Raw genomic sequence first — 20,276 nt, 5'->3', positions numbered from 1 at the left:
GTCGTAGGCTGGGCGGATGTCGTTGCCTGGGCCCGGGGGCCCGTACTCGGATCTGGGTCGCCCGCCGTTGAACGAGCGGAACCTGCGTCGCGCCCTGCTCGTCCCGGGCGCGTTGTGGCGGCGGCTGGAGATCACGGCGGAGACCGGCTCCACGAACGCGGACGTGACCGCCGCGGCCCGGGACGGCGAGCCGGAGGGGCTGGTCATCGTGGCGGAGCGGCAGGTCGCCGGCCGGGGACGGCTGGGCCGCACCTGGGAGTCACCGGCTCGGGCGGGCTTGTCGTTGAGCGTGCTGCTGCGGCCCGGTACGCCGGACGAGGCACGTGGCTGGGCCGCTGTCCCGGCCACCGCGTACGGCTGGCTGCCGCTGTTGACAGGCGTGGCGCTGAACGAGAGCGTGCGCCGGGTGACCGGCCTGGAGACCTCGCTTAAGTGGCCGAACGACCTGCTGGTCCCGGTCGGCGAGGACGAGGGGAAGACCGCGGGCATCCTGGCCGAGGGGGTGTCCGGCGCGGTCGTGGTCGGCGTGGGGCTGAACGTGAGCCTGCGGGAGAACGAGTTGCCGGACCGGCCGACCGGGCCGCCGGCCACCTCGCTGGTGTTGGCCGGCGCGCCGGACGCGGACCGGGATTCGCTGCTCAAGGCGTTTCTGCGGAGCCTCGCGGACTGGTACGCCCGATGGCGGGACACGACCGGCGACCCGGAGGCGAGCGGGCTGCGGGCGGCCTACCGGGAGAGTTGCGGCACGATCGGCCGCCGGGTGCGGGTGCTGCTTCCGGACGGCGCCGAGGTGTCGGGCTTCGTGACCGGTGTGGACGATGACGCGCGGCTGCTGGTCAGGACGCCGGGCGGGGATCGGCCGCTGGCCGCGGGAGACGTCGTTCACCTGCGCTGACACCCGTACCCCCGGGTAATGATGACCCTGCGTCCGTGAGCTGGCACGGACGCGCTAGGTTGCTGGCCAAAACGCAAGCATGGAGGTTCCAGTGGCCTTTCCGGAGGACGTGCTCACAAGTGACGAGCACGTCGTGTTGCACCTGCACCCGCATTGGAAGGCGCTGATCGGGCCGGTGTTCGTCACCGTGCTCGCGGTCGCGGCGGTCGGGGCGAGTTTCCTTCTGCCCGAGGGCTGGCTTGTCGGTCAGCTGGCGATCGTGGTGGCGGCGATTCTGCTGGCCGGGTGGCTGGCGCTGTGGCCGTTCCTGGTCTGGCGGACCACGCACTACCTGTTCACGAACGAGCGGGTGCTGCTGCAGAAGGGCGTGCTGAACCGTGACCGGCGGGACATCCCGCTGTCCCGGGTGAACGACCACTCGATGACGCAGCGGTTCTTCGAGCGTCTGCTCGGCGCCGGCACGCTGACGATCGAGTCGGCGGGTGAGCGGGGGCAGTCGGTGTTGACCGACATTCCGCAGATCGAGCAGGTGCAGACGAAGCTGTACGAGCTGGTCGAGGCGGACCGGGACAAGCACAGCCTCGGCGACGACGAGCTGCGCGAGGCGCTCAAGGACGCGAACGGCCCGAAGCCGGCCGTCTAGGCCCCGGATCGCAGCCGGAACCAGCCGCGGAACCGGAGGCGGAGCACATCCTCCTCCGGGTACCCGGCGCCGTCGAGGCGGCTCATGGTCCCTTCGAGCGTGACGGTGCCCAGTCCGGGGCGGGCGGTGGAGGGCTTGCGGGTGAGCACTTCCAGCCGCGTGCCGAGTTGATCTCCGCCGCGCACCGGGGCGAGCCAGCGCAGCTCCTCGATCCCGGGTGAGGCGTCCGCGGCCGCGCGCTGGAGCACGTGCTCGACGTACGCGCGCATGAACAGGCTTGCGGTGAACCAGCCGCTCGCGATCAACCCGCCGTACGGGCTCCGGGCGGCCAGGTCCCCGTCGACGTGGTACCACTGCGGGTCGAACCGCTCCGCGAACGTGACCATCTCGATCTCGTCGACGGCCGTCACCCCGAGGTCGAACACGAGCCCCGGGGTGAGGTCCTCGAAGAACACGTCCGCGGGCTCACCCGTGCCGGACAGGATCACCGGCGTGGATCAGTGCGTCGGGTTGGGCACAACGGTGGGGGAGTTATCCGCGGTCCGCTGCTGGGGGGCGACCGCGGTCACGCCATTTGGGCTTTTGTCGGGGTCCTCGCCGGTCTCGTCCACCACGACGATCGGGTGCTCGTGCGTGGTGTGCTCGGCCAGCTCGGCGGTGAGGTCCAGGTTCGCCATCGCGTGCGGGTCGACGTTGTCGATGTGCATGTGGTCGACCTTGCCGGCCGGCACCTTGCGGAAGACGAACGTCCGGTACGACCAGAACCGGAATATCGTGCCGAGCACCTGGCCGCCGAACTTGGCGATGTTCAGGGCGAGCAGGGTCTCCAGGCCGAGGCCGTACTTGAAGCCGGCCAGCACGCCGAGCTCGATGCCGAGGCCGATGCCGTTGAAGAAGAAGAACAGCACGTACTCGCGGCGCATGCTCGACTTCGGCCGGTCGCGGTAGGTCCAGTGCCGGTTCATCAGGTACGACGTCGTGGTCGCGATCACCGTCGCGATGACGTTCGCCTTCAGCTGCCCGCCGGGCATCACGGTGAGGATCAGGCCGTTGAAGATGGCGAAGTTGATGGCGAAGTTGGCGCCGCCGACGATGCCGAACTTGGCCGCTTCACGGAACAGCTTCTGCCACCGTTCCGGCAGCAGACGGAGAAGACGCATTCGGCCACCTTACGACAGGTTGTAGGTCGTGAACCTGGGACCGGGCGGTAGCAGTTTGATTGCGGTGCCTTTAGTCACTGTCCGTACTTTCTGCAGGTACGGGCCGTGGTGGCGCGACGGGGAAGACGAACGTCCGATAGGACCAGAACCGCACCAGTGTCCCCAGCGCCGTACCCAGGAACTGCGCAGAAAGGTAGTCGGCGGCCTCGGTGCGGAAAACCGGCCACACCGAGCCGAGTCCGTAGTGGGTCAGCGCGAGTGTGCCGAGCGCCACACCAATTCCGACCAGATTGAAGAAGAAGTAGAGGCCGTACTCGCGGACCAGTCCGGACCGCTCCCGGTGCCGCCAGGTCCAGAAGCGGTTGCCGAAGAACGCGAGCGTCGCGGCGACGGACGCGGCGATCGTCTTGGCCGTCAGCGTCTCGATGCCGAGGCCCTGCAGGCAGAACGCGTAGATGGCGAAGTCGACGATGAAGGCGGCGCCACCCACCACACCGAACTTGCCGATCTCCCGGACGAGGTGGCCGAATCTCTCCCAGAGCATCCGGACAGCGTAGTCACGCCCGGGCGTGGAGGACCCGCACCCGGCACCGTCCGCCGTTGACCTCGCTCAACTCGCCCACTCGCAACGCGCACGGCCGGCAGCGGGCCAGGTGGTGCCCGACCTTGGTCCGTTCCCGGGTGGACAGCCGGGCGCGCAGATATCCGCCGAGCCGGTCGCTCGTCCACCGGCAGTCCGCGGACGCCACCCCGGCCAGGTGCTCGCGCAGGTATCCCTGGCGCAGGCCCTCGCGGGCCCGGTGGGCGAGGACCGCGGCCGCGTTCGGCGTGAGGCCGAGCAGCGGTGCGACCTGGCTGGGCGTGGCGCCCTCCACCTCGGTCCGCCACAGCACCTCCCGCCAGCGTGCGGGGAGCTTGCGGAACGCGCGGGCCGCGTAGGACTGCTCAAGTGCGGCGAGCGTGGGGTCGGGGAAGGGTTCGCTGACGTCGTACCGCGTGAGGTCGTCGGTGAACTGCAACCGCCGGTCGCGGCGCGTGCGGTGGTAGCAGACGTGCCGGAGGGTGGTGCTCAGGTAGGCGCGGAACGCGAGCTGGGGGCCCTGGCCGGCGCGGAGCTTCTCCAGCACCTTGGCGAACGTCTCGGCGACCAGGTCGTCGACGTCCGCGGGGTCGCGGACAAGCGTGCGGGCCAGCCCGCGCGCGGCGTCGGAGTGTCGTTCCCAGAGTGTGCCGTAGGCGTCGGGGTCGCCGGCGCGGACCGCATCGAGCAGGGCCGCGTCCTCCACCGCCGATTCGATGTCCAACGGGGGCTCCGCCGCCGCGGGTGAGACAGACGAGTGATCAGTGCCCATTGCTTGCCTCCTGAAGACGGGGTTGGGGAGGTACGCCTGGGATGTCGGATGACACCGAGCTTATGGCAAAAAGTCCGGATTGTGCAGACCCGGACCGCTCCCCGGAACTTCTTGCGCAGTACTGCACGTACCACCGGAGAAATGACCGTGAATGTGCAGCTGCGCCGCCGTTTGTGCACTTCTTGACCGTGAAGTGAAGTGATATTCGCCTTGCGCTGAGGAGAACTCCCGTGACCGGCCGCGGGCGTGTTCTACGCCCGGTCCGCCGTCACGCGAGCGGCCGGCGTCGACCTGAGGAGATTCGTGATGTCAGCCCCCACCGTCACCAGGCACCCCGCACTGCTTGCCTGGGTGGAGCCGGACGAGATGAAACAGGAGCTGTACCGCGGCCGTATGCGTGGTCGTGCCATGTACGTGATCCCTTTTTGGATGGGTCCCTTGGACGCTGAGGATCCCAAATTCGCTGTCGACATCACGGACAGCGCGTACGTCGTGGCCTCCATGCGCATCATCACGCGCATGGGTTCCGCGGTCCTCCGGGCGATGGGGACGGACGCGGAGTACGTCCGCCGCGCGAGGCGCGCCCGGCTTCCCGGACCTCCCCCGTGTGACCGGATTGTGACGTTTCCGAAGCCCTCAAATAGGGATGTAAAGCGCCTAACGCCTGTCTGATGGGCGACCAGCCCTGGCGCTACTTGCCATGGTGGCTAGGCTGCGTGGTGATGAATCTGCGGGACCTCGTCTACGGGCTCTACGAGCGGCGGCTTACCGGCAAACTGGTCGGCAAGCCGGTACCTCGTCACGTGGGCGTCATTGTCGACGGCAACCGCCGGTGGGCCAAGGAGATGGGGTTCATCGACCCCAACGACGGCCACCGCGTCGGCGCCGAGCGCATCAAGCACCTGCTCGACTGGTGTGACCAGGCCGGCATCGGGCACGTCACGCTCTACCTGCTCGCCACCGACAACCTGCTCCGCCCGGCCAAGGAACTCGACCCGCTCCTCAAGATCATCGAGGCGCTCGGCACCGAGCTGGCCGAGGACGGCAACCCGTGGCGCCTGCGCATGGTCGGCGCGATGGACATCCTGCCGAGCGAGTCCGCCACGGTTCTCAAGGCCGCGGAGCAGAAGACCCGCGACCGCAGCGGCGGCGTCGAGGTCAACTTCGCGGTCGGCTACGGCGGCCGGCGCGAGATCGCGGACGCGGTCCGGTCGCTGCTCTCCGAGCACGCGAGCGCCGGTGGCACGATCGAGGAGCTGGTCGAGGTCCTCGACGTGGACCACATCGCGGAGCATCTCTACACCCGCGGCCAGCCGGACCCCGACCTGATCATCCGCACCAGCGGTGAGCAGCGCCTCTCCGGCTTCCTGCTCTGGCAGTCCGCCCAGTCCGAGTTCTACTTCTGCGATGCGAACTGGCCTGATTTCCGCCGCACCGACTTCCTGCGCGCGCTGCGGGCCTACGGCGACCGCCAACGCCGCTTCGGTACCTAAAACCTTTTAAAGCGATATTCCCGCTTCCGCGGTGGTCCGGCCCGTTTGCTCCCGCGGGCTGACGGTTCCGCCGTGTTCAGGCCACACCCCACCGCTCGGCCCAGCGGTGCTCCCCGGGCGATGAGACGCCCGGGGACTCCCGGTGGAGCTGGACGGTCAGGCGTTGGCCTGGAGGATCTTCACGGCGTCGGCGAGGAAGGCGCCCACCGCGACAGGTGAGTCGATGGTGAAGTCGGCGGCGTCGGAGACCTCCTGGCCGGTCTCGTCGGAGCTGGCCACGGCCACGCACACGCCGAGGAAGCCGGGCTCGACCGCGGTACGGGCCCGCAGCGCGTCGAACGCCTTGATGTCGGAGACGTCGTCGCCGAAGTACCACGCGCAGCCGACGGAGAGGACGGCCTCGCTGATCACGAAGCCCTTGTCCCGGTCGACAGGCGGCTTCAGCTCGATGACCTTGCGGCCGAGCTGCACCTTCAGACCGCGGCGCTCGGCCTCGGCGTGCGCCCAGGCCTCGATCTCGGCGGCGTGTTCCGGCGTCTTGCGCCAGTGCAGGGCGACGGAGAGGCGCTTGAACTCGACGAAGGTCTTGTCGCCGAGCGCATCGGTGGCGGCGGCGGCGACCTCCTCCACGACCGGGACCCAGGGCAGCGCGGCCGGCTCGGTGACCGTCTCGCCCTTGCCGTGGCTGCGCTCCAGGCCGTACAGGCCGAAGAGGTCGACCTCGGAGAGCGTGCCGAAGCGTTCGCGCAGGAACCCGACCGGGCGGGCCGAGACGATGGCGACGCGGCGGACCAGGCGGGAGAGCGCGTCGAGCGCTTCCAGCACCTCGGGGACCGGCTGGGACGCGCCCGGGTCGTCAGTGATCGGCGACAGGACGCCGTCGAAGTCGAAGAAGAGGGCGCAGTCGGCCGCGCGACTCGCGGTGGCCTGCCAGGCCTCGGTGGGGGTTATCCGGTTCGACGACACGCCGGTCAGCGTACCCGGCGGATCGCACCCCGACCGAGTGAACAGGGGCTCATTCACTGCGCCGAAAATCAGTCTTGACAGTACGTGAATGTCTTCACTCATCGCTGGCCAGCACCTACGGGGCCCGAAAACGTAACCTTCCGCATCTGGTCGTAGTCGCATTGTGCAGTTAGCGTCTTACTCACGGCACGGGGTTTTCCCGGGCCGGCCGGCCGGCCCGGACCTGCGACGGAGTGCGCCACGGGGCCCGCATCCGACCCCGTGACCTCAAGGGCCACCGGTGGATTGGCGGATTGCGGGTGGGGTTCGGGTGCACGCCCGTTCGGAGCAGGCCTGTGACGATTCGTCCAACCACTTCTCGGGCTGATCACGGTCCGACCGCCCTCCCCGTGTCCGCGTCCGCAACCGGCGTTTCCGAGCACTCGGAGACGGCCGCGGGCAGCACGGACGGGGAGCCTCCTCAGGCCCGAGTGAATTCCCAGGTCTTCGTCCTGGACACCTCGGTGCTGCTGTCCGATCCCGCGGCGTTCCACCGCTTCGCCGACCACGAGGTGGTTCTGCCACTCGTCGTGATCACGGAGCTGGAGGGCAAGCGCAGCCACCCCGAGCTGGGCTGGTTCGCGCGGCAGTCCCTGCGGCTGCTCGACGACCTGCGGATCAAGCACGGCCGGCTCGACCAGCCCATCCCCGCCAATGAGGCAGGCGGCACGTTGCGGGTCGAGCTCAACCACTCGGACGACACGATCCTGCCCCAGGGCTTCCGGAACGAGTCGAACGATGCCCGGATCCTCTCCGTCGCGCTCAATCTCGCGGCCGAGGGTCGCGTGGTCACGCTTGTCAGTAAGGACATGCCGCTGCGGGTCAAGGCCGCGTCGGTGGGTCTGGTGGCGGACGAGTACCGCCACGGCCAGGCGATGGACGCGACGTGGACCGGCATGGCCGAGCTGGAGCTGGCCGAGGAGCAGGTGCAGCAGCTCTATTCGGGCGAGGCGCTGGATCTGGACGAGGCGGCGGGCCATCCGGTGCACACAGGTCTCGTCGTGCACTCGCCGCGCGGCTCCGCGCTGGCGCGCGTGATGCACGACAAGACGGTGCGGCTGGTCCGCGGCGACCGGGAGGCGTTCGGCCTGCGGGGCCGGTCGGCGGAGCAGCGGATCGCGCTCGACCTGCTGCTTGACGAGTCGATCGGCATCGTCTCGATGGGCGGCCGAGCTGGCACGGGCAAGTCGGCGCTGGCGCTCTGCGCGGGTCTGGAAGCGACGATGGAGCGGGGTCTGCACAAGAAGGTGGTGGTCTTCCGCCCGCTCTACGCGGTCGGTGGCCAGGAGCTGGGCTACCTGCCCGGCTCGGAGGCGGAGAAGATGTCGCCCTGGGCGCAGGCGGTCTTCGACACGCTCGGCGCGGTCGTGCACGGGAACGTCATGGACGAGGTGATCGCGCGCGGCATGCTCGAGGTGCTGCCGCTTACCCACATCCGCGGCCGGAGCCTGCACGACGCGTTCGTGATCGTCGACGAGGCACAGTCGCTTGAGCGGAACGTGTTGTTGACAGTGCTCTCCCGCATCGGGCAGAACTCACGCGTTGTGCTTACCCACGACGTCGCACAGCGTGACAACCTGCGAGTGGGTCGTCACGATGGGGTCACCGCGGTGATCGAGGCGCTGAAGGGTCACCCGATCTTCGCGCACGTCACGTTGACCCGATCCGAGCGGTCACCGATTGCTGAGGTGGTCACCGACCTGCTTGAGGACATCCCACGGTAGAGGTATGAGATCAACTGAGATATGTCCAGGTCTGAAGGCTTTCTGCCTGTGCTACATCTCACAAATATCGCTGGGGATTTCGCTTAGGCCTTGCGCTGGGTGAGGGTGGTCGACGAGCGTCCGTCGAGACCCTCGCTGCCGGAGATCATTTTCCGGCCCACCCGGACCACTGTGATCCGGGTGGCAGCGGGGCCGGCTCCCTGGAGTCGGGGGCGCTCGCGGTCTGGAGTCGTCACGCTCCGTCGCCGGTCGTACAGGCCGGGCGCCGGGGTGGTGGTACTTCCCGCCGCGTCCTTGCCCCCGACGAAGGGACCCCTTCGTGAGTCCGCTGTGGAGCCGTTACGGTGTCCGCTCGGCGTCAGTCGCACTCCTGCTCACAGGCGTTGCCGGCGGCGTGTATCTGAGCCAGGACCGTGAGATTCAGCAGCAGAGCGTCTCCGCACAGGCCGAGTTCAATGCCTCGCTCGCGGAGGAGCAGTACGTCAAGAGCCGGCACGCCGAGTACACCCGGGTGCACGCTCAGGAGGTCGAGTCCGAGCGGATCGCCGCCGACAAGGCCGCCGAGGCTGCCAAGGCCGCCGCCAAGCGCGCGGCCGCCGCCGAGGAGTCCGCAAGCCGCAAGGCCGAGCGGGTCAAGGCGGAGGCAGAGGCCAAGAAGGCCGCGGAAGAGGCCGAGGCGGCCGCCAACAAGCCCAAGAACTCGGGCACCGTGGCGTTCGACGGCCCGATCCCGGCGTCGTGCAGCGAGTTCAGCGGCAACCGGGCGACCGGGTGCGCGGTCATGCTGACCCAGGGCTTCGGGATCGACCAGTTCCCGTGCCTGAACAAGCTGTGGGCGAAGGAGTCCGGCTGGAGCCACACGGCGCTGAACTCCAGCTCCGGCGCCTACGGCATCCCGCAGGCGCTCCCGGGCGGCAAGATGGCCTCCGCGGGAAGTGACTGGGAGACCAACCCGGCCACGCAGATCGAGTGGGGTCTGGGCTACATAAAGGGTCGCTACGGCACCCCGTGTGAGGCCTGGGCGCACTCGCAGAGCGTCGGCTGGTACTAGAGAACGCGTGAACGAGGGTGCACGGGCGGTTCGCCCGTGCACCCTTTCGCGTTCCCCCGAAATACGGCAGACCCGGCGCAAGCGGACTTATGCTGCACGAGATGTCGAAAAACCCAGAAAGCCACCCTCCACGGTACGGCCGGCTGCGCGCGCTCGTCGTACCCGTGCTTGTCGCCGCAGTGGTGGTCCTGGCCTCAGTCGCGGTGACTCCGGCCCACGCCGTGCGCCACGATCCCGAGGTGGTCGGTGGTGACCTGGCGAAGAACGGCCAGTTCCCGTGGATCGTGCGGATCTCAAGCGGCTGTGCCGGGACGCTCGTCGCGCCCCGGGTGGTGCTCACGGCCGCGCACTGCGCCTACAACGTGCCGGTCGAGGGCCTGGCGGTGACGGCCGGGACCGTCGACCTGGACGACACGCGGACGGCCCGCGAGGCCCGGGTGACCCGCGCGATCATCGCGCCGCGCTTCACCCAGGTGGTGCAGGGCGACGACTGGGCGATGCTCCAGCTGGACCGGAAGCTGCCGCTGCCCACCATCCCGGTCAACACTGCGCCGGGGTACGACACCGGCCGCTTCACGGTCGTCGGCTGGGGCGCCACCGGCGAGGACGAGTCGCAGCAGCGCACGCTCCGGTTCGTCGACGTTCCGTTGGTCCCGGACCGCGCCTGCGTGGCCGCGTTCCGCAAGGAGGGGTACACCTACCTGCCCGACGAGATGCTGTGCGCCGGCTACATCACCGACGGCCGGCGCGACGCCTGCTACGGCGACTCCGGCGGGCCGCTGATCCGGCGTGACGCCTACGGCGGGTGGCTGCAGGTCGGCGTGGTGAGCTGGGGGATCGGCTGCGCCCGGCCCGGCCTGGCCGGTGTCTACACCCAGCTGTCCGCGCACGCCCGTGATCTGCGGGAGGCGTTGACCCGGCTGCGCTGAGGCGCGCGCACGGCGTACCCCCGTGGGTGCATTTGTAGTGAGATTTCGGGCGCGAAGCGGCCGTTTGACCTGCGCGGACTGTGACCTGAGCCGCCGGGGTGGCGGAGTCGGCGGGCGCCTGGTAGCTAGTTGAGGTGTGAGCGACTACGCGGAGCAGGAAGCCGCCGCCCGATTCGGTACCGACGCGTTCTACGCCTCGATCGGCCGCGCCTTCGTCGCGATGTGCGCGGTGGTGCCGCTGCTCTTCGTCATCGAGGCGCTCGACGTCTTCCTCCGGCTCGGCCTCGACTACTCCCTCGGCATCCTCCCGCACCACGTGGAGGGCCTGGACGGCATCGTCTTCGCCCACTTCCTGCACGCGGACTGGGACCACCTCTACGGCAACAGCATCCCGCTGATCCTGCTCGGCACGTTCGTGCTGGCCGCGGGCGGTAAGCGGTTCATCTGGTCGACCGCGTTCATCATGGCGGTCTCCGGCGCCGGCGTGTGGTTCACCGGCAGCGGCGACACGGTGGTGGTCGGCGCGAGCGGCGTGATCTTCGGCTACCTCGGCCTGCTCTTCACCCGCGGCATCGTCGAGCGCAGCTGGTGGAACCTCGGCGTCGTCCTGCTGATCGGCCTGCTCTACGGCTATTCGCTGCTCGGCATCCTCCCCACCACCAGCTCCATCTCCTGGCAGGGCCACCTCTTCGGCCTCCTCGGCGGCGCCACCGCCGCCATCCTCTTCCGCCGTCGCCCCGCCCCCTTAGCCCCTATCGCAGACTGACCCCACGCAGCGTGCCTCACCGCTCTTAGTCTGCAGTTTCTCCGGACCCGTCGCTTGCGTGACCACGTCGTGAGGGTCGTGGCGTCGAGCCCGGAGGAGCGAAGCGACGACCAGCTAGCAGGGCAGGCCGATTAGGTCGGCGACGGTGGCGATCTGGTGGGTGAAGAAGGTGCGGCGGTCGATGACGCTGTTCAGCAGGTGGCCGAAGAGGTCGAAGCTGATCAGGCCGTAGATCTGGACCCAGCCGAGCATGGTCAGCGCTACCACGGCCGGCGGGAGGTCCGCGTTCATCACGCGGGCCAGTGCCACCATCTCCACGTCGACCGGCGGTGGAACGTCGCGGACCGGCAGGCGCGGCGTCAGACGTCCGGCAGCCGCCGCGTCCCGGATGACCGCGACCAGGGCGAGCGGCTGCCGGCTGGCCGGGCCGATCGTGTCCTGCGGCGCGACGTAGCCGGGAACAGGGCTGCCGAAGATCAGCGCGTACTCGGCGGGGCTCGCCACCGCCCAGTCCCGGGCCGCGTGGGCGATCGCGAGCAGGCGGCCGCGGTAGTCGTCCCTGTCGACTGTCGCGTCCGCGGCCTCCACTGCCTCGCCCATCGCGTTGTACGCGTCGACGATCAGCGCGGTGAGTAGTTCGTCCCGGTTGGCGAAGTACCGGTACAGCGCGGACGACACCATGCCCAGGTCGCGGGCGACCGCGCGGAGCGAGAGGTTCGCCCCGTCCGCGGCGAGGTGGCGGCGGGCGACGGACTTGATCTCGCTGATCATCTCGGCGCGGACGCGCCGGCGCAGCGACGGTGCGGTCATGGGCTCACTCTAGCCGGATCGGATTGTTCTAGAACTCTGCCAAAAGATATGGCACACTCACACAAGAGTTCTAGAACTGTGGAGGTGCCCATGACCGTCATGAGCGAGCCCGCCGGGCTCGGCCGATTCGGCGACTACGGCGGACGTTTCGTCCCGGAAAGCCTGGTCCCCGCGTGCGAGCAGGTCGAGGCCGCGTTCCGTGCGGCGTGGGCCGATCCCGGCTTCCGTGCGGAGCTGCACGAGCTGCTCACGCTCTACGCGGGCCGGCCCACCCCGGTCACGCCGGTCCGCCGGCTCTCCGCCGAGCTGGGCCTGACGCTGCTGCTCAAGCGCGAGGACCTGGCGCACACCGGCAGTCACAAGATCAATAACGTGCTCGGCCAGGCGCTGCTCGCCCGGCGGATGGGCAAGCGGCGCCTGCTCGCGGAGACCGGGGCCGGCCAGCACGGCGTGGCCGCGGCCACCGCGTCCGCGCTGCTCGGGCTGGAGTGCGTGGTCTACATGGGCGAGCGCGACATTGAGCGCCAGGCGCCGAACGTGCGCCGCATGCGGATGCTCGGCGCCACAGTCGTGCCGGTCGCCAGCGGCAGCCGGACGCTCAAGGACGCCACGAACGAGGCCATGCGCGGCTGGGTGGCGGACACGGCCGACGCCTACTACTGCATCGGCTCGGTGATGGGCCCGCACCCGTACCCGTGGATGGTCAGGGAATTTCAGCGTGTCATCGGCGACGAGGCCCGTGCGCAGGTCGACGCCGTGCCGGACCTGGTGGTCGCGTGCGTGGGCGGCGGGTCGAACGCGGCGGGCACGTTCGCCGGTTTCGTCGACACGACCGCGCGCCTGGTGGGTGTGGAGGCGGCCGGCGGCGCCGCGATGACAAACGGGACGCCGGGCGTGCTGCACGGCTTCCGCTCGATGGTGCTGCAGGACGCGCACGGGCAGATCGCCGAGGCGGAATCGATCGCGGCCGGGCTCGACTACCCGGGCATCGGGCCGGAACACGCGCACCTCGGCACGATCGGCCGGGTCGATTACGCCACGGTCGGGGACGCGGAGGTGGTCGAGGCCGTGCACCGGCTGGCCCGGACCGAGGGGATCATCCCGGCCCTGGAGTCCGCGCACGCGCTCGCCTGGATCATCCGCTCGGCCGGTGAGCTGGCCGGACAGACCGTCCTGATGACGTTGTCCGGCCGCGGCGACAAGGACCTGGAGATCTTCGAATGATTTTCACCGATAAATCCACCAAAAAGCTGCTTCCGTATGTCACAGGCGGCATCACCGACGACTGGACCGACCATCTGCGCGCCTACGCGGACAACGGCGCGGACGCGATCGAGATCGGGCTGCCCTTCTCCGACCCGATGCTTGACGGGCCGACCATCCAGGAGGCCTCGGACCGCGCGCTCGCGAACGGCGCCACGCTTGACCGCATCCTGCGTGAGCTGTCGAAGGCCCCGGTGGACGTGCCGCTGATCGTGATGACCTACGCGAACCTGGCGATCCGCGCCGGCTTCTGCGACAGGCTCGCCGACGCCGGGATCCGCGGCCTGATCGTGCCGGACGCGCCGCTCGACGAGGTCGCCCCGATCCGCACCGCGGCGAACGCGGCAGGCCTGGACCTGATCCCACTGGCCGCGCCGTCCACCACACCGGACCGGCTGCGCGCCATCGCGGCCGGCGCACAGGGCTTCGTCTACGCGGTGTCAGTGCTCGGCACCACAGGCGAGCGGACCGAGCTCGACCCGGCCGCCGGCACGCTTGCCGCCTCGGTGCGCGCACTGACCGCGCTGCCGGTCCTGATCGGCTTCGGGATCTCCACGCCCGCGCACGCGGCCGCCGCCGTCCAGCACGCGGACGGCGTGGTGGTCGCGTCCGCGCTGATGCGGCGCCTGCTCGACGGCGCGGACCCGGCCGAGCTGGGCGCGATGGTCGCCGCCTTCCGCGAGGCGATCTAATGGCCTGGTGCCGAAATATGTGACCATCGCCGCCGACTTGGCCGCGAAGATCCGTGCGGGGGAGTACGCGCCGGGCGCCGCGCTGCCACCGCAACGGGAGCTCAGCGCGGCCTACGGCGTCACGCTCGCCACGCTCCGGGCGGCGCTGGCCCGCCTGGAGTCGGACGGGCTGCTCAGCCAGCAGGCGGGGCGGGGCACGTTCGTGGCGGAGCCGGCCGCGGCGTACCAGCTGGACTCGCTGCGAAGTCTCGCGGACGACCTTCGCGAGCAGGGCCACATCGTCGGCACCGACCTGATCGGCATCGGCGTGCGCAGGGCGCCGGCCTGGGTCACCGACGCGCTCGACCTGCCGGCCGGCGAGCGGGCCACCCGGGTGGAGCGGGTCCGGTTGATCGCCGGCCGGCCCGCCCTGCACCAGGTCTCCTGGGTCCGGGCGCCGTACGGCGCCGCGCTGCTCGACGTCGACTTCGCCCGGACCTCGCTCTACCACGCGCTCGCCGACCAGGGCGTGGTCGTGCACCGCGCCCGTGAGCGGCTGCGCCCGGCACTGCTGGAGACGCCGATCGCCACGCTGTTGCGTCAGCCGGCCGGCGCGCCGGTCTTCCTCAGCGACCGGGTCACGCTCGGCCTCGACGGCGTGCCTGTGGTGATGGACCGCGCGACGATCCTCGGCACGGTCATGGAGATCCGTGCCGAGCGCGCCGCGACCGGCCTATCCCTGCGCTGGCACGTCTAGCGGGATCTGCCCGTCAAAGTTGACGGAGGAGTAGTGCGCAAGCTTCTCCAGCCGGTGGAACGAGTCGATCGTCCGGATCGTGCCGCTCTTCGACCGCATCACGATCGACTGGGTGTAGGCGCCACCCGACCGGTACGTGACGCCCTTGAGCAGGTCGCTGCTTGTCACGCCGGTCGCCACGAAGAAGCAGTTGTCGCCCTTCACCAGCTCGTCGGTGGTCAGCACCCGGTCCAGGTCGTGGCCGGCGGCAAGCGCCTTCTCCCGCTCGGCCGCGTCCTGCGGCCACAGCTTCGCCTGGATCTCGCCGCCCATGCACTTCAGCGCGCAGGCGGCGGTGATGCCCTCGGGTGTGCCGCCGATGCCCATCAGCACGTCGACCTCGGCGTTCTCCCGGGCCGCCGCGATCGCACCCGCGATGTCGCCGTCCGAGATGAACTTGATCCGGGCGCCCGCGTCGCGGACCTCCTTGACCAGGTTCGCGTGGCGGGGGCGGTCCAGGATGCAGACCTCGACGTCGGAGACGCTGCCGCCCTTGACCTTGGCGATCCGGCGCAGGTTCTCCTGGACGCCGGCCTCGATGTCGATCACGGCGGCGTACTCCGGGCCGACCGCGAGCTTCTCCATGTAGAAGACCGCGCTCGGGTCGAACATCGCGCCGCGCTCCGCGACCGCAAGCACCGCGATCGAGCCGGGCATGCCCTTGGCCATCAGCGTGGTGCCGTCGATCGGGTCGACAGCGACGTCCACCTCCGCCCCGGTCTGGTCACCGACGATCTCGCCGTTGTAGAGCATCGGGGCGTTGTCCTTCTCGCCCTCGCCGATCACCACCACCCCGCGCATCGAGATGGAGTTGATCAGCTTTCGCATGGCGTCGACGGCCGCGCCGTCCCCGCCCTCCTTGTCACCCTTGCCCACCCACCGGCCGGCGGCCATGGCGGCGGCCTCGGTGACGCGGACCAGCTCTAGGGCCAGGTTGCGGTCGAGATCCTGCGGAATATTGGCGGTCATGCGGCCTCCTCGCTACGTTGCGGAGTCGGTCGGTCGCCGTACGCTGAGCGCAGGCGCTTTCCCCGATCCTGGCATGTGCTTCCGGGTTGGTGATAGGGGCCCGGCCAGTGGCGTCGGTCGCGCCTGGGCGTGCCGAATGACACCTCACTACCCCGATCGGTCAGGATGGAGTCGTGGACGCATCCCCGTCACCCGCCCCGGCCCCCTCCGCCGAGCCCGCCCCGCAGTCGCCGGTCCCCGCGCGGCGCGAGCGGAACTGGAAGGACATGGTGCTGTCGCTGCTGGCCATCATGGTCCCGGTGGCGCTGATGGTCGGGTTCTACCGCTACGCGCTGGACGGCGAGGAACCGAAGGTCGTCGACACCGCCCCGGCGATCGCGTCCGCCCGCTCGTCCGGCGCGTTCCCGGTGCTGGAACCGGCCGGTCTGCACGAGGACTGGCGGCCCACCACCGCGCAGTTCCGCACGGTCGAGGACGGAAAGACGCTCCGCATCGGATATGTCACCCCGGCCGGCGCCGCGGTCCTGCTGATCGAGAGCACGGTCCCGGCCGAGAAGCTGCTCCCGGCCGAGCTGACCACAAGCGCCCGTCCCGGCACGATGCTCACGGTCGACGGCAGGCAGTGGCAGTCCTACTCCGCGCGGGCCAACGAGACCGCGCTTGTGCAGCTCTCCCCGGAGCGCACAGTGGTCATCGTCGGCACCGGCGAGCAGGACGCGCTCCGTGAGCTGGCCGACAGCCTCGGCTGAGGCCGCTGTCCGGACCCGGTCCGAGCCGTAAATCGTTAAGAAATGTCGCACCGGTCTTGTACCTTCTCGCACAGCTCCTCTTGATCGTTCTTTGAGCGGTCTCCGAGAAAGCGATGACACGGGGTCCCTGAAGCCTGGCCGGTCCGGCCACGCTTCGGTGTGCCCATCCCTCTGGTTCGTGGATGGACATACATGCATAAGTCAGTCACCGTCCTGGCGGCCGCCGCCGCGTTGACGGTCACGCTCGCCGGTTGCGCCACAGTCGCCGGGCAGTCCGGCGGCGCCGGGCCCGCCCCGGTCGCGTCCTCCGCGCCCGCCGACCCGAAGGCCGCGTTCGCCGCCGCGTTCGCCGCGATGAACGTGGGAAACTTCGGCTACTCAATGGTCATCGACGAGACCATGAACGCGAAGGTGCTCGTCGACAACGACACGAAATCGACCCACGCCGCGGTCACCATCGTCGCGGAGGAGGCGTCGATGACTGTCGAGTCGTACAAGGCCGGCGAGTTCCTCTACACGAAGATGGACCTGAGCGACCTGGTCCACGGGATCAACCCCGGCGCCCCGATCCCCGAGGGCCTCGACGGCAAGAAGTGGCTGCGCCTCGACCCGTCCCGCTCCGAGCGGCTGGCCGGCAGCCTCGACCAGGTCGCGCTCGACCCCACGCTTGTCGAGCGCAGCGTCCTCACCATCCAGCAGCCGACCGCGCACACGTTCAACGGCACGCTTGACCTGACCCGGGCGACCCCGGCCCGCTTCGGCTCGCTCGACGAGTCCCCGTCGGACAAGGCCGCCCGCGAGGCCGCGAAGAACGTGCCGTTCCACGCGGAGACTGACGCCGACGGCCGCATCGCCTTCTTCTCGATCGACGTCACCGACGCCGGCGAGTCAGCCACCATGAAGATGACCTTCGGCCCGTGGGGAACCGTCACACTCCCGCCGGTCCCGGCCCCCGGCAGCTACATCGACGCCCCCGACGCCTTCTACGACATGGGCACCGTCACCACCTGACCCACCACGATCACCCACGCGGGCCGCCCGGATCTCTTCGGGCGGCCCGCGCCTTCTCCGCCGGGTCCCACCACGGCCACCGATACCTTCGAAGATCACATTCACGAACGCGGTCTTCCCACTCTGCGGGTGGTCGCGACCCGCACGCTCCCGCGGGCTCCAGTCCCGCCGCGGCCCGGCCCAGAGCAAAGACCCTCCGACAGTCCATCGTCCCCACAGGCAGCGACGCTGTCCGGGCCGCTTGAGGCGCCGGCGACGGACCATGTCGTCAGTAGTCCGGCTGGCGCGCAGAGACGTTCGCGGGGCGCGCAGGCGACCATGTCGTCCCTAGCCCGGCCGAGCTTGGGCGAGCGGGTCGAGGTCGTGGGCCGGTCCGGACCCGCGTAGGCGATCGTGGGCTGGCAGGCGGCCATGCGTCAGTAGTCGGGCTGAGGCACCGAGACGATCACGGGCCGGCATGCGAGTGCATTGCCGGCCCGTCATGTTTGCGTCGTTACTGGGTGCGGGCCTCGCGGGCGGCGTCGAGCTTGGCGCGGGCGCCGTCCAGCCAGCGCTGGCAGACCGCGGCCAGCTCCTCGCCGCGCTGCCAGAGCGCGAGCGACTCCTCAAGCGACGTGCCGCCGGCCTCCAGCCGCTCGACGACCCGCCCCAGCTCCTCGCGCGCCTGCTCGTAGCTCAGCTTCGGCTGCGCCTTCTGCTCCGTCGTCATGCACTGTCCTTCCGGGACTTCGCGGCCTTGGTCCGTTCCCGCTTCGCGGTGATCTCGTCCTTCGCGGTGGCCTCGTCGCCCGCCGGGCCGGCGTCGCCGTCGTTCGTCGCGCCGTCGTTCCCGCTGCCGGCGGTCACCTTCGCACCCGATGCCTTACGCGGCGCCCGAGCCTTGGGCGCCGACGCGCCACGAGCCGCCTCGCCACCGTCTGCGCGTGTCGCGCCGTCTGCGCGTGTCGCGCCGTTCTCGTGCGGCGCGTCGTGTGCGCGTGTCACGTCGGCCTCGCCGACTTCGCTTGTCGCGGGGCCGGCTGTCGTGTCGTGGCCGGGGGTGGAAGAGCCGGGATCGTGGACGGCCGGGGCGCCCTCGCCGGGCGGGGTGACCACCGCGGTCAAGGCGCCTGTCGACAGTCGGATGCTCAGCGCGGTCCCCGGCGCGGCCTCGTCGGCGGCGCGCACCACGTGGCCGTCCTCCGTGCGCTGCACGATCGCGTACCCCCGCTGCAGTGTCGCGGCCGGGGAGAGCGCGCGGAGGCGGGCGAGCGTGTGGGACAGCTCGTTGGCAGCGGTGCCCAGGCGGTGGCCGAGCGTGCGCTCGGCCCGGTCGCGGAGCGCCACCACCTCGGACGCGCGCTGGTCGATCATCACGTGCGGGCGGGCCATCACCGGGCGGGAGCGCCACGCCTCGATGCGCTGGGACTCGCGGTCCAGGCGGTGGGTGACCGCGCGGTCCAGCCGGTGCCGGGCCAGCGAGATCAGCCGCTGCTCCTCGGCCAGGTCGGGGACCAGGCGTTTCGCGGCGTCGGTAGGCGTCGAGGCGCGGACGTCGGCCACGTAGTCGAGCAGTGGCGTGTCCTCCTCGTGGCCGATCGCGCTCACCACAGGCGTGCGGCAGGCGAACACGGCCCGGCACAGCGCCTCGTCGGAGAACGGCAGCAGGTCCTCCACGCTGCCGCCGCCGCGCGCGATCACGATCACGTCGGTGCCGGGGTCGTCGTCGAGCACCTTCAGCGCGTCGAGGATCTGCGGCACGGCAGAGAGTCCCTGGGTGGCCACGTTGATCACCCGGAAGTCGACGGCGGGCCAGCGGCGCCGGGTGTTGGTCAGCACGTCCCGCTCGGCGGCGGACGCCCGGCCGGTGATCAGACCGATCCGCTGCGGCAGGAACGGCAGCCGCCGTTTCCGCTCGCGGGCGAACAGGCCCTCCGCGCCGAGCAGCCGCTTCAGCTTCTCCAGCCGGGCCAGCAGCTCACCGAGCCCGACCTGCCGGATCTCGTCGGCCCGAAGGCTCAGCGTGCCGCGGGCGGGGTAGAACTCAGGCTTCGCGTGGAGCACGACGCGCGCGCCCTCGGACAGCTCGGGCGCGCCGACCGCGAGCACCTCGTGGCTCGTGGTCACGGTGAGGCTCAGCTCGGCGGCCGGGTCGCGAAGCGTGATGAAGACCGTGCCGGCCCCGGGACGCCTGCTGATCTGCGCGACCTGCCCGTCCACCCAGACCCAGCCGAGCTTGGCGATCCAGGCGCTGACCTTCTGGCTGACCACGCGGACCGGCCAGGGCTCGTCCGCGGTGCTGGCGCCGGGCGCCGCTGCGCCGTTGCGCGCGGCCCCGGCCGTCGGTGGTGGCCCGGTCTGTGTCACCCCCACACCCTAGAACCACCCCCCGACATCTTCCGGGTACGCCCGCGCTCACGACCTGGCCAGCCGCACCAGCACTGTGACAAGCACCGCCACCGCCAGCCCGCAATACCCCCAGAACAGCAGGTCGGCGAGCGCGTACCCCCAGTCCGGCCGCCACGGCTGAGCTGCCAGGGCGGCCCGCGCCTCCGCGACCGATGCGCCCGCGCCGGTCCGGTGCATGGCGTGCAGTGGATAGCCGCGGCGCAGCGTGTAGGAGAACGCGATCAGCGAGCCCTCCTCCCGTACCCACAGGGAGAGAACGGTGCCGGTGAGCCCGCCGAGGACCGCGGCCGCCGTGGTCCACGCCGCCCGGACGGACAGGCGGGACACGGCGAGCAGCAGCGCGCCGCCGACCAGGTAGCCGGTGGCCAGGACGGTGACGCGCGTGCTGGCAAGCGTGGTGGTGGCCATGAAGAGCAGCCAGAGCGCGGCGAGCATGCTGAGCAGGGCGAGACTGCGGCGGAGCGCGATCGGCAGCGCCCGGCCCAGCTCGGCGAGTTTTCCCTGTTCGTCCGGCATGAGGCCATTTTGTGCCTGATCGGCGGTGGAACGGGGGAGAACGTGTGCGGTCGGTCGCACGATCACGGGACCCGGCGGCGGGGTG

At 70.4% G+C, this 20,276-nt stretch carries 23 protein-coding genes and 1 pseudogene; 13 read left to right on the top strand and 11 right to left on the bottom strand.

All coding sequences use genetic code 11. The annotated features are described in order from the left end of the window. Window positions 1-16: 16 nt before the first annotated feature. Together ACIA8K_RS28410 and ACIA8K_RS28405 are read left to right on the top strand one after the other, a co-directional pair. Complete coding sequence (locus tag ACIA8K_RS28410; protein ID WP_396064567.1) at window positions 17-895, top strand: biotin--[acetyl-CoA-carboxylase] ligase; 879 nt, start codon at window positions 17-19, stop codon at window positions 893-895. Between the two features lie 79 nt (window positions 896-974). Next, complete coding sequence (locus ACIA8K_RS28405) at window positions 975-1,538, top strand: PH domain-containing protein (protein ID WP_396064565.1); 564 nt, start codon at window positions 975-977, stop codon at window positions 1,536-1,538. On the opposite strand, the gene ACIA8K_RS28400 is transcribed toward ACIA8K_RS28405, so the two are convergent. The 4 genes from ACIA8K_RS28400 to ACIA8K_RS28385 form a co-directional block, all read right to left on the bottom strand. Next, a complete protein-coding gene (locus ACIA8K_RS28400) occupies window positions 1,535-2,026 on the bottom strand; it encodes a MaoC/PaaZ C-terminal domain-containing protein (RefSeq protein ID WP_396064563.1) in 492 nt (163 codons plus the stop codon). The two genes, ACIA8K_RS28405 and ACIA8K_RS28400, sit on opposite strands and share 4 nt — an antisense overlap. Window positions 2,027-2,035: 9 nt before the next feature. After that, window positions 2,036-2,698, bottom strand: a complete 663-nt coding sequence (locus ACIA8K_RS28395) for a GtrA family protein (protein WP_396064561.1) — start codon at window positions 2,696-2,698, stop codon at window positions 2,036-2,038. Window positions 2,699-2,768: 70 nt separating this feature from the next. After that, window positions 2,769-3,242 (bottom strand): GtrA family protein, encoded by a 474-nt coding sequence (locus ACIA8K_RS28390; protein ID WP_396064559.1) that lies wholly within the window; start codon window positions 3,240-3,242, stop codon window positions 2,769-2,771. Window positions 3,243-3,255: 13 nt separating this feature from the next. Beyond that, on the bottom strand, window positions 3,256-4,002 hold the full coding sequence (locus tag ACIA8K_RS28385) for a sigma-70 family RNA polymerase sigma factor (protein WP_396064556.1): 747 nt from the start codon (window positions 4,000-4,002) through the stop codon (window positions 3,256-3,258). Window positions 4,003-4,296: 294 nt separating this feature from the next. On the opposite strand from ACIA8K_RS28385, the gene ACIA8K_RS28380 reads away from it, so the two are divergent. Further along, a complete protein-coding gene (locus tag ACIA8K_RS28380) occupies window positions 4,297-4,722 on the top strand; it encodes a hypothetical protein (RefSeq protein ID WP_396064553.1) in 426 nt (141 codons plus the stop codon). Window positions 4,723-4,772: 50 nt separating this feature from the next. After that, complete coding sequence (locus ACIA8K_RS28375; protein ID WP_396064551.1) at window positions 4,773-5,543, top strand: isoprenyl transferase; 771 nt, start codon at window positions 4,773-4,775, stop codon at window positions 5,541-5,543. 156 nt (window positions 5,544-5,699) lie between these two features. On the opposite strand, the gene otsB is transcribed toward ACIA8K_RS28375, so the two are convergent. Further along, a complete protein-coding gene (otsB, locus tag ACIA8K_RS28370; RefSeq protein WP_396064549.1) occupies window positions 5,700-6,509 on the bottom strand; it encodes a trehalose-phosphatase in 810 nt (269 codons plus the stop codon). Between the two features lie 470 nt (window positions 6,510-6,979). Here otsB and ACIA8K_RS28365 point away from each other — a divergent pair, with 470 nt between their 5' ends. Beyond that, on the top strand, window positions 6,980-8,272 hold the full coding sequence (locus ACIA8K_RS28365; protein WP_396064547.1) for a PhoH family protein: 1,293 nt from the start codon (window positions 6,980-6,982) through the stop codon (window positions 8,270-8,272). A gap of 83 nt (window positions 8,273-8,355) precedes the next feature. Here ACIA8K_RS28365 and ACIA8K_RS28360 read toward each other — a convergent pair whose 3' ends face one another. Continuing rightward, on the bottom strand, window positions 8,356-8,508 hold the full coding sequence (locus ACIA8K_RS28360; RefSeq protein ID WP_396064545.1) for a hypothetical protein: 153 nt from the start codon (window positions 8,506-8,508) through the stop codon (window positions 8,356-8,358). An 83-nt stretch (window positions 8,509-8,591) separates the two neighbouring features. Here ACIA8K_RS28360 and ACIA8K_RS28355 point away from each other — a divergent pair, with 83 nt between their 5' ends. The 3 genes from ACIA8K_RS28355 (at window position 8,592) to ACIA8K_RS28345 (ending at window position 11,018) form a co-directional block, all read left to right on the top strand. Further along, entirely contained in the window at window positions 8,592-9,323 is a 732-nt protein-coding gene (locus ACIA8K_RS28355) for a lytic transglycosylase domain-containing protein (RefSeq protein ID WP_396064543.1), read from the top strand. Window positions 9,324-9,424: 101 nt separating this feature from the next. Continuing rightward, the gene (locus ACIA8K_RS28350) at window positions 9,425-10,252 is read left to right on the top strand and encodes a S1 family peptidase (protein ID WP_396064541.1); all 828 of its coding nucleotides are present in this window, start codon (window positions 9,425-9,427) and stop codon (window positions 10,250-10,252) included. A gap of 136 nt (window positions 10,253-10,388) precedes the next feature. After that, on the top strand, window positions 10,389-11,018 hold the full coding sequence (locus tag ACIA8K_RS28345; protein WP_396064539.1) for a rhomboid family intramembrane serine protease: 630 nt from the start codon (window positions 10,389-10,391) through the stop codon (window positions 11,016-11,018). A 114-nt stretch (window positions 11,019-11,132) separates the two neighbouring features. Here the strand turns inward: ACIA8K_RS28345 and ACIA8K_RS28340 are convergent, their stop codons facing one another. Further along, window positions 11,133-11,828, bottom strand: a complete 696-nt coding sequence (locus tag ACIA8K_RS28340) for a TetR/AcrR family transcriptional regulator (protein ID WP_396064537.1) — start codon at window positions 11,826-11,828, stop codon at window positions 11,133-11,135. Between the two features lie 90 nt (window positions 11,829-11,918). On the opposite strand from ACIA8K_RS28340, the gene trpB reads away from it, so the two are divergent. The 3 genes from trpB to ACIA8K_RS28325 are packed head-to-tail and all read left to right on the top strand — an operon-like array spanning window position 11,919 to window position 14,519. After that, window positions 11,919-13,052, top strand: a complete 1,134-nt coding sequence (gene trpB / locus ACIA8K_RS28335; RefSeq protein WP_396064535.1) for a tryptophan synthase subunit beta — start codon at window positions 11,919-11,921, stop codon at window positions 13,050-13,052. After that, entirely contained in the window at window positions 13,049-13,783 is a 735-nt protein-coding gene (trpA, locus tag ACIA8K_RS28330) for a tryptophan synthase subunit alpha (protein ID WP_396064533.1), read from the top strand. The genes trpB and trpA overlap by 4 nt, the downstream gene beginning before the upstream one ends. A 7-nt stretch (window positions 13,784-13,790) precedes the next feature. Next, window positions 13,791-14,519, top strand: a complete 729-nt coding sequence (locus tag ACIA8K_RS28325) for a GntR family transcriptional regulator (protein ID WP_396064531.1) — start codon at window positions 13,791-13,793, stop codon at window positions 14,517-14,519. Here the strand turns inward: ACIA8K_RS28325 and glpX are convergent. Further along, entirely contained in the window at window positions 14,496-15,527 is a 1,032-nt protein-coding gene (glpX, locus tag ACIA8K_RS28320; RefSeq protein ID WP_396064529.1) for a class II fructose-bisphosphatase, read from the bottom strand. The two genes, ACIA8K_RS28325 and glpX, sit on opposite strands and share 24 nt — an antisense overlap. 173 nt (window positions 15,528-15,700) lie before the next feature. Between glpX and ACIA8K_RS28315 the strand changes: the two genes are divergently transcribed. Next, window positions 15,701-16,276, top strand: coding sequence for a DUF4245 domain-containing protein (locus tag ACIA8K_RS28315; protein WP_396064527.1), 576 nt, complete (start codon window positions 15,701-15,703; stop codon window positions 16,274-16,276). Between the two features lie 192 nt (window positions 16,277-16,468). Beyond that, a complete protein-coding gene (locus ACIA8K_RS28310) occupies window positions 16,469-17,287 on the top strand; it encodes a hypothetical protein (protein ID WP_396064525.1) in 819 nt (272 codons plus the stop codon). A 493-nt stretch (window positions 17,288-17,780) separates the two neighbouring features. Here ACIA8K_RS28310 and ACIA8K_RS28305 read toward each other — a convergent pair whose 3' ends face one another. The 3 genes and pseudogenes from ACIA8K_RS28305 to ACIA8K_RS28295 all read right to left on the bottom strand — a co-directional run bounded on the left by ACIA8K_RS28305 (window position 17,781) and on the right by ACIA8K_RS28295 (window position 20,191). Further along, window positions 17,781-17,996 (bottom strand): exodeoxyribonuclease VII small subunit, encoded by a 216-nt coding sequence (locus ACIA8K_RS28305; RefSeq protein WP_396064523.1) that lies wholly within the window; start codon window positions 17,994-17,996, stop codon window positions 17,781-17,783. Window positions 17,997-18,376: 380 nt separating this feature from the next. Further along, a pseudogene (gene xseA / locus ACIA8K_RS28300) lies at window positions 18,377-19,652 on the bottom strand (exodeoxyribonuclease VII large subunit); the annotation flags it as partial. A gap of 29 nt (window positions 19,653-19,681) precedes the next feature. Continuing rightward, on the bottom strand, window positions 19,682-20,191 hold the full coding sequence (locus ACIA8K_RS28295) for a hypothetical protein (RefSeq protein WP_396064521.1): 510 nt from the start codon (window positions 20,189-20,191) through the stop codon (window positions 19,682-19,684). Window positions 20,192-20,276 lie beyond the last annotated feature (85 nt).

It is taken from the genome of Catenuloplanes sp. NPDC051500 (assembly GCF_044454585.1).
Lineage (GTDB): Bacteria > Actinomycetota > Actinomycetes > Mycobacteriales > Micromonosporaceae > Catenuloplanes.
This window is presented reverse-complemented; position numbering and strand designations above follow the sequence as displayed.

Coding starts and splice junctions, on each gene's coding strand:
- ACIA8K_RS28410 (WP_396064567.1), top strand. CDS start 17: ATGTCGTTGCCTGGGCCCGGGGGCCCGTACTCGGATCTGGGTCGCCCG.
- ACIA8K_RS28405 (WP_396064565.1), top strand. CDS start 975: ATGGAGGTTCCAGTGGCCTTTCCGGAGGACGTGCTCACAAGTGACGAG.
- ACIA8K_RS28395 (WP_396064561.1), bottom strand. CDS start 2,698: ATGCGTCTTCTCCGTCTGCTGCCGGAACGGTGGCAGAAGCTGTTCCGT.
- ACIA8K_RS28390 (WP_396064559.1), bottom strand. CDS start 3,242: ATGCTCTGGGAGAGATTCGGCCACCTCGTCCGGGAGATCGGCAAGTTC.
- ACIA8K_RS28375 (WP_396064551.1), top strand. CDS start 4,773: ATGAATCTGCGGGACCTCGTCTACGGGCTCTACGAGCGGCGGCTTACC.
- ACIA8K_RS28350 (WP_396064541.1), top strand. CDS start 9,425: ATGTCGAAAAACCCAGAAAGCCACCCTCCACGGTACGGCCGGCTGCGC.
- ACIA8K_RS28340 (WP_396064537.1), bottom strand. CDS start 11,828: ATGACCGCACCGTCGCTGCGCCGGCGCGTCCGCGCCGAGATGATCAGC.
- trpB (WP_396064535.1), top strand. CDS start 11,919: ATGACCGTCATGAGCGAGCCCGCCGGGCTCGGCCGATTCGGCGACTAC.
- trpA (WP_396064533.1), top strand. CDS start 13,049: ATGATTTTCACCGATAAATCCACCAAAAAGCTGCTTCCGTATGTCACA.
- glpX (WP_396064529.1), bottom strand. CDS start 15,527: ATGACCGCCAATATTCCGCAGGATCTCGACCGCAACCTGGCCCTAGAG.
- ACIA8K_RS28310 (WP_396064525.1), top strand. CDS start 16,469: ATGCATAAGTCAGTCACCGTCCTGGCGGCCGCCGCCGCGTTGACGGTC.
- ACIA8K_RS28305 (WP_396064523.1), bottom strand. CDS start 17,996: ATGACGACGGAGCAGAAGGCGCAGCCGAAGCTGAGCTACGAGCAGGCG.
- ACIA8K_RS28295 (WP_396064521.1), bottom strand. CDS start 20,191: ATGCCGGACGAACAGGGAAAACTCGCCGAGCTGGGCCGGGCGCTGCCG.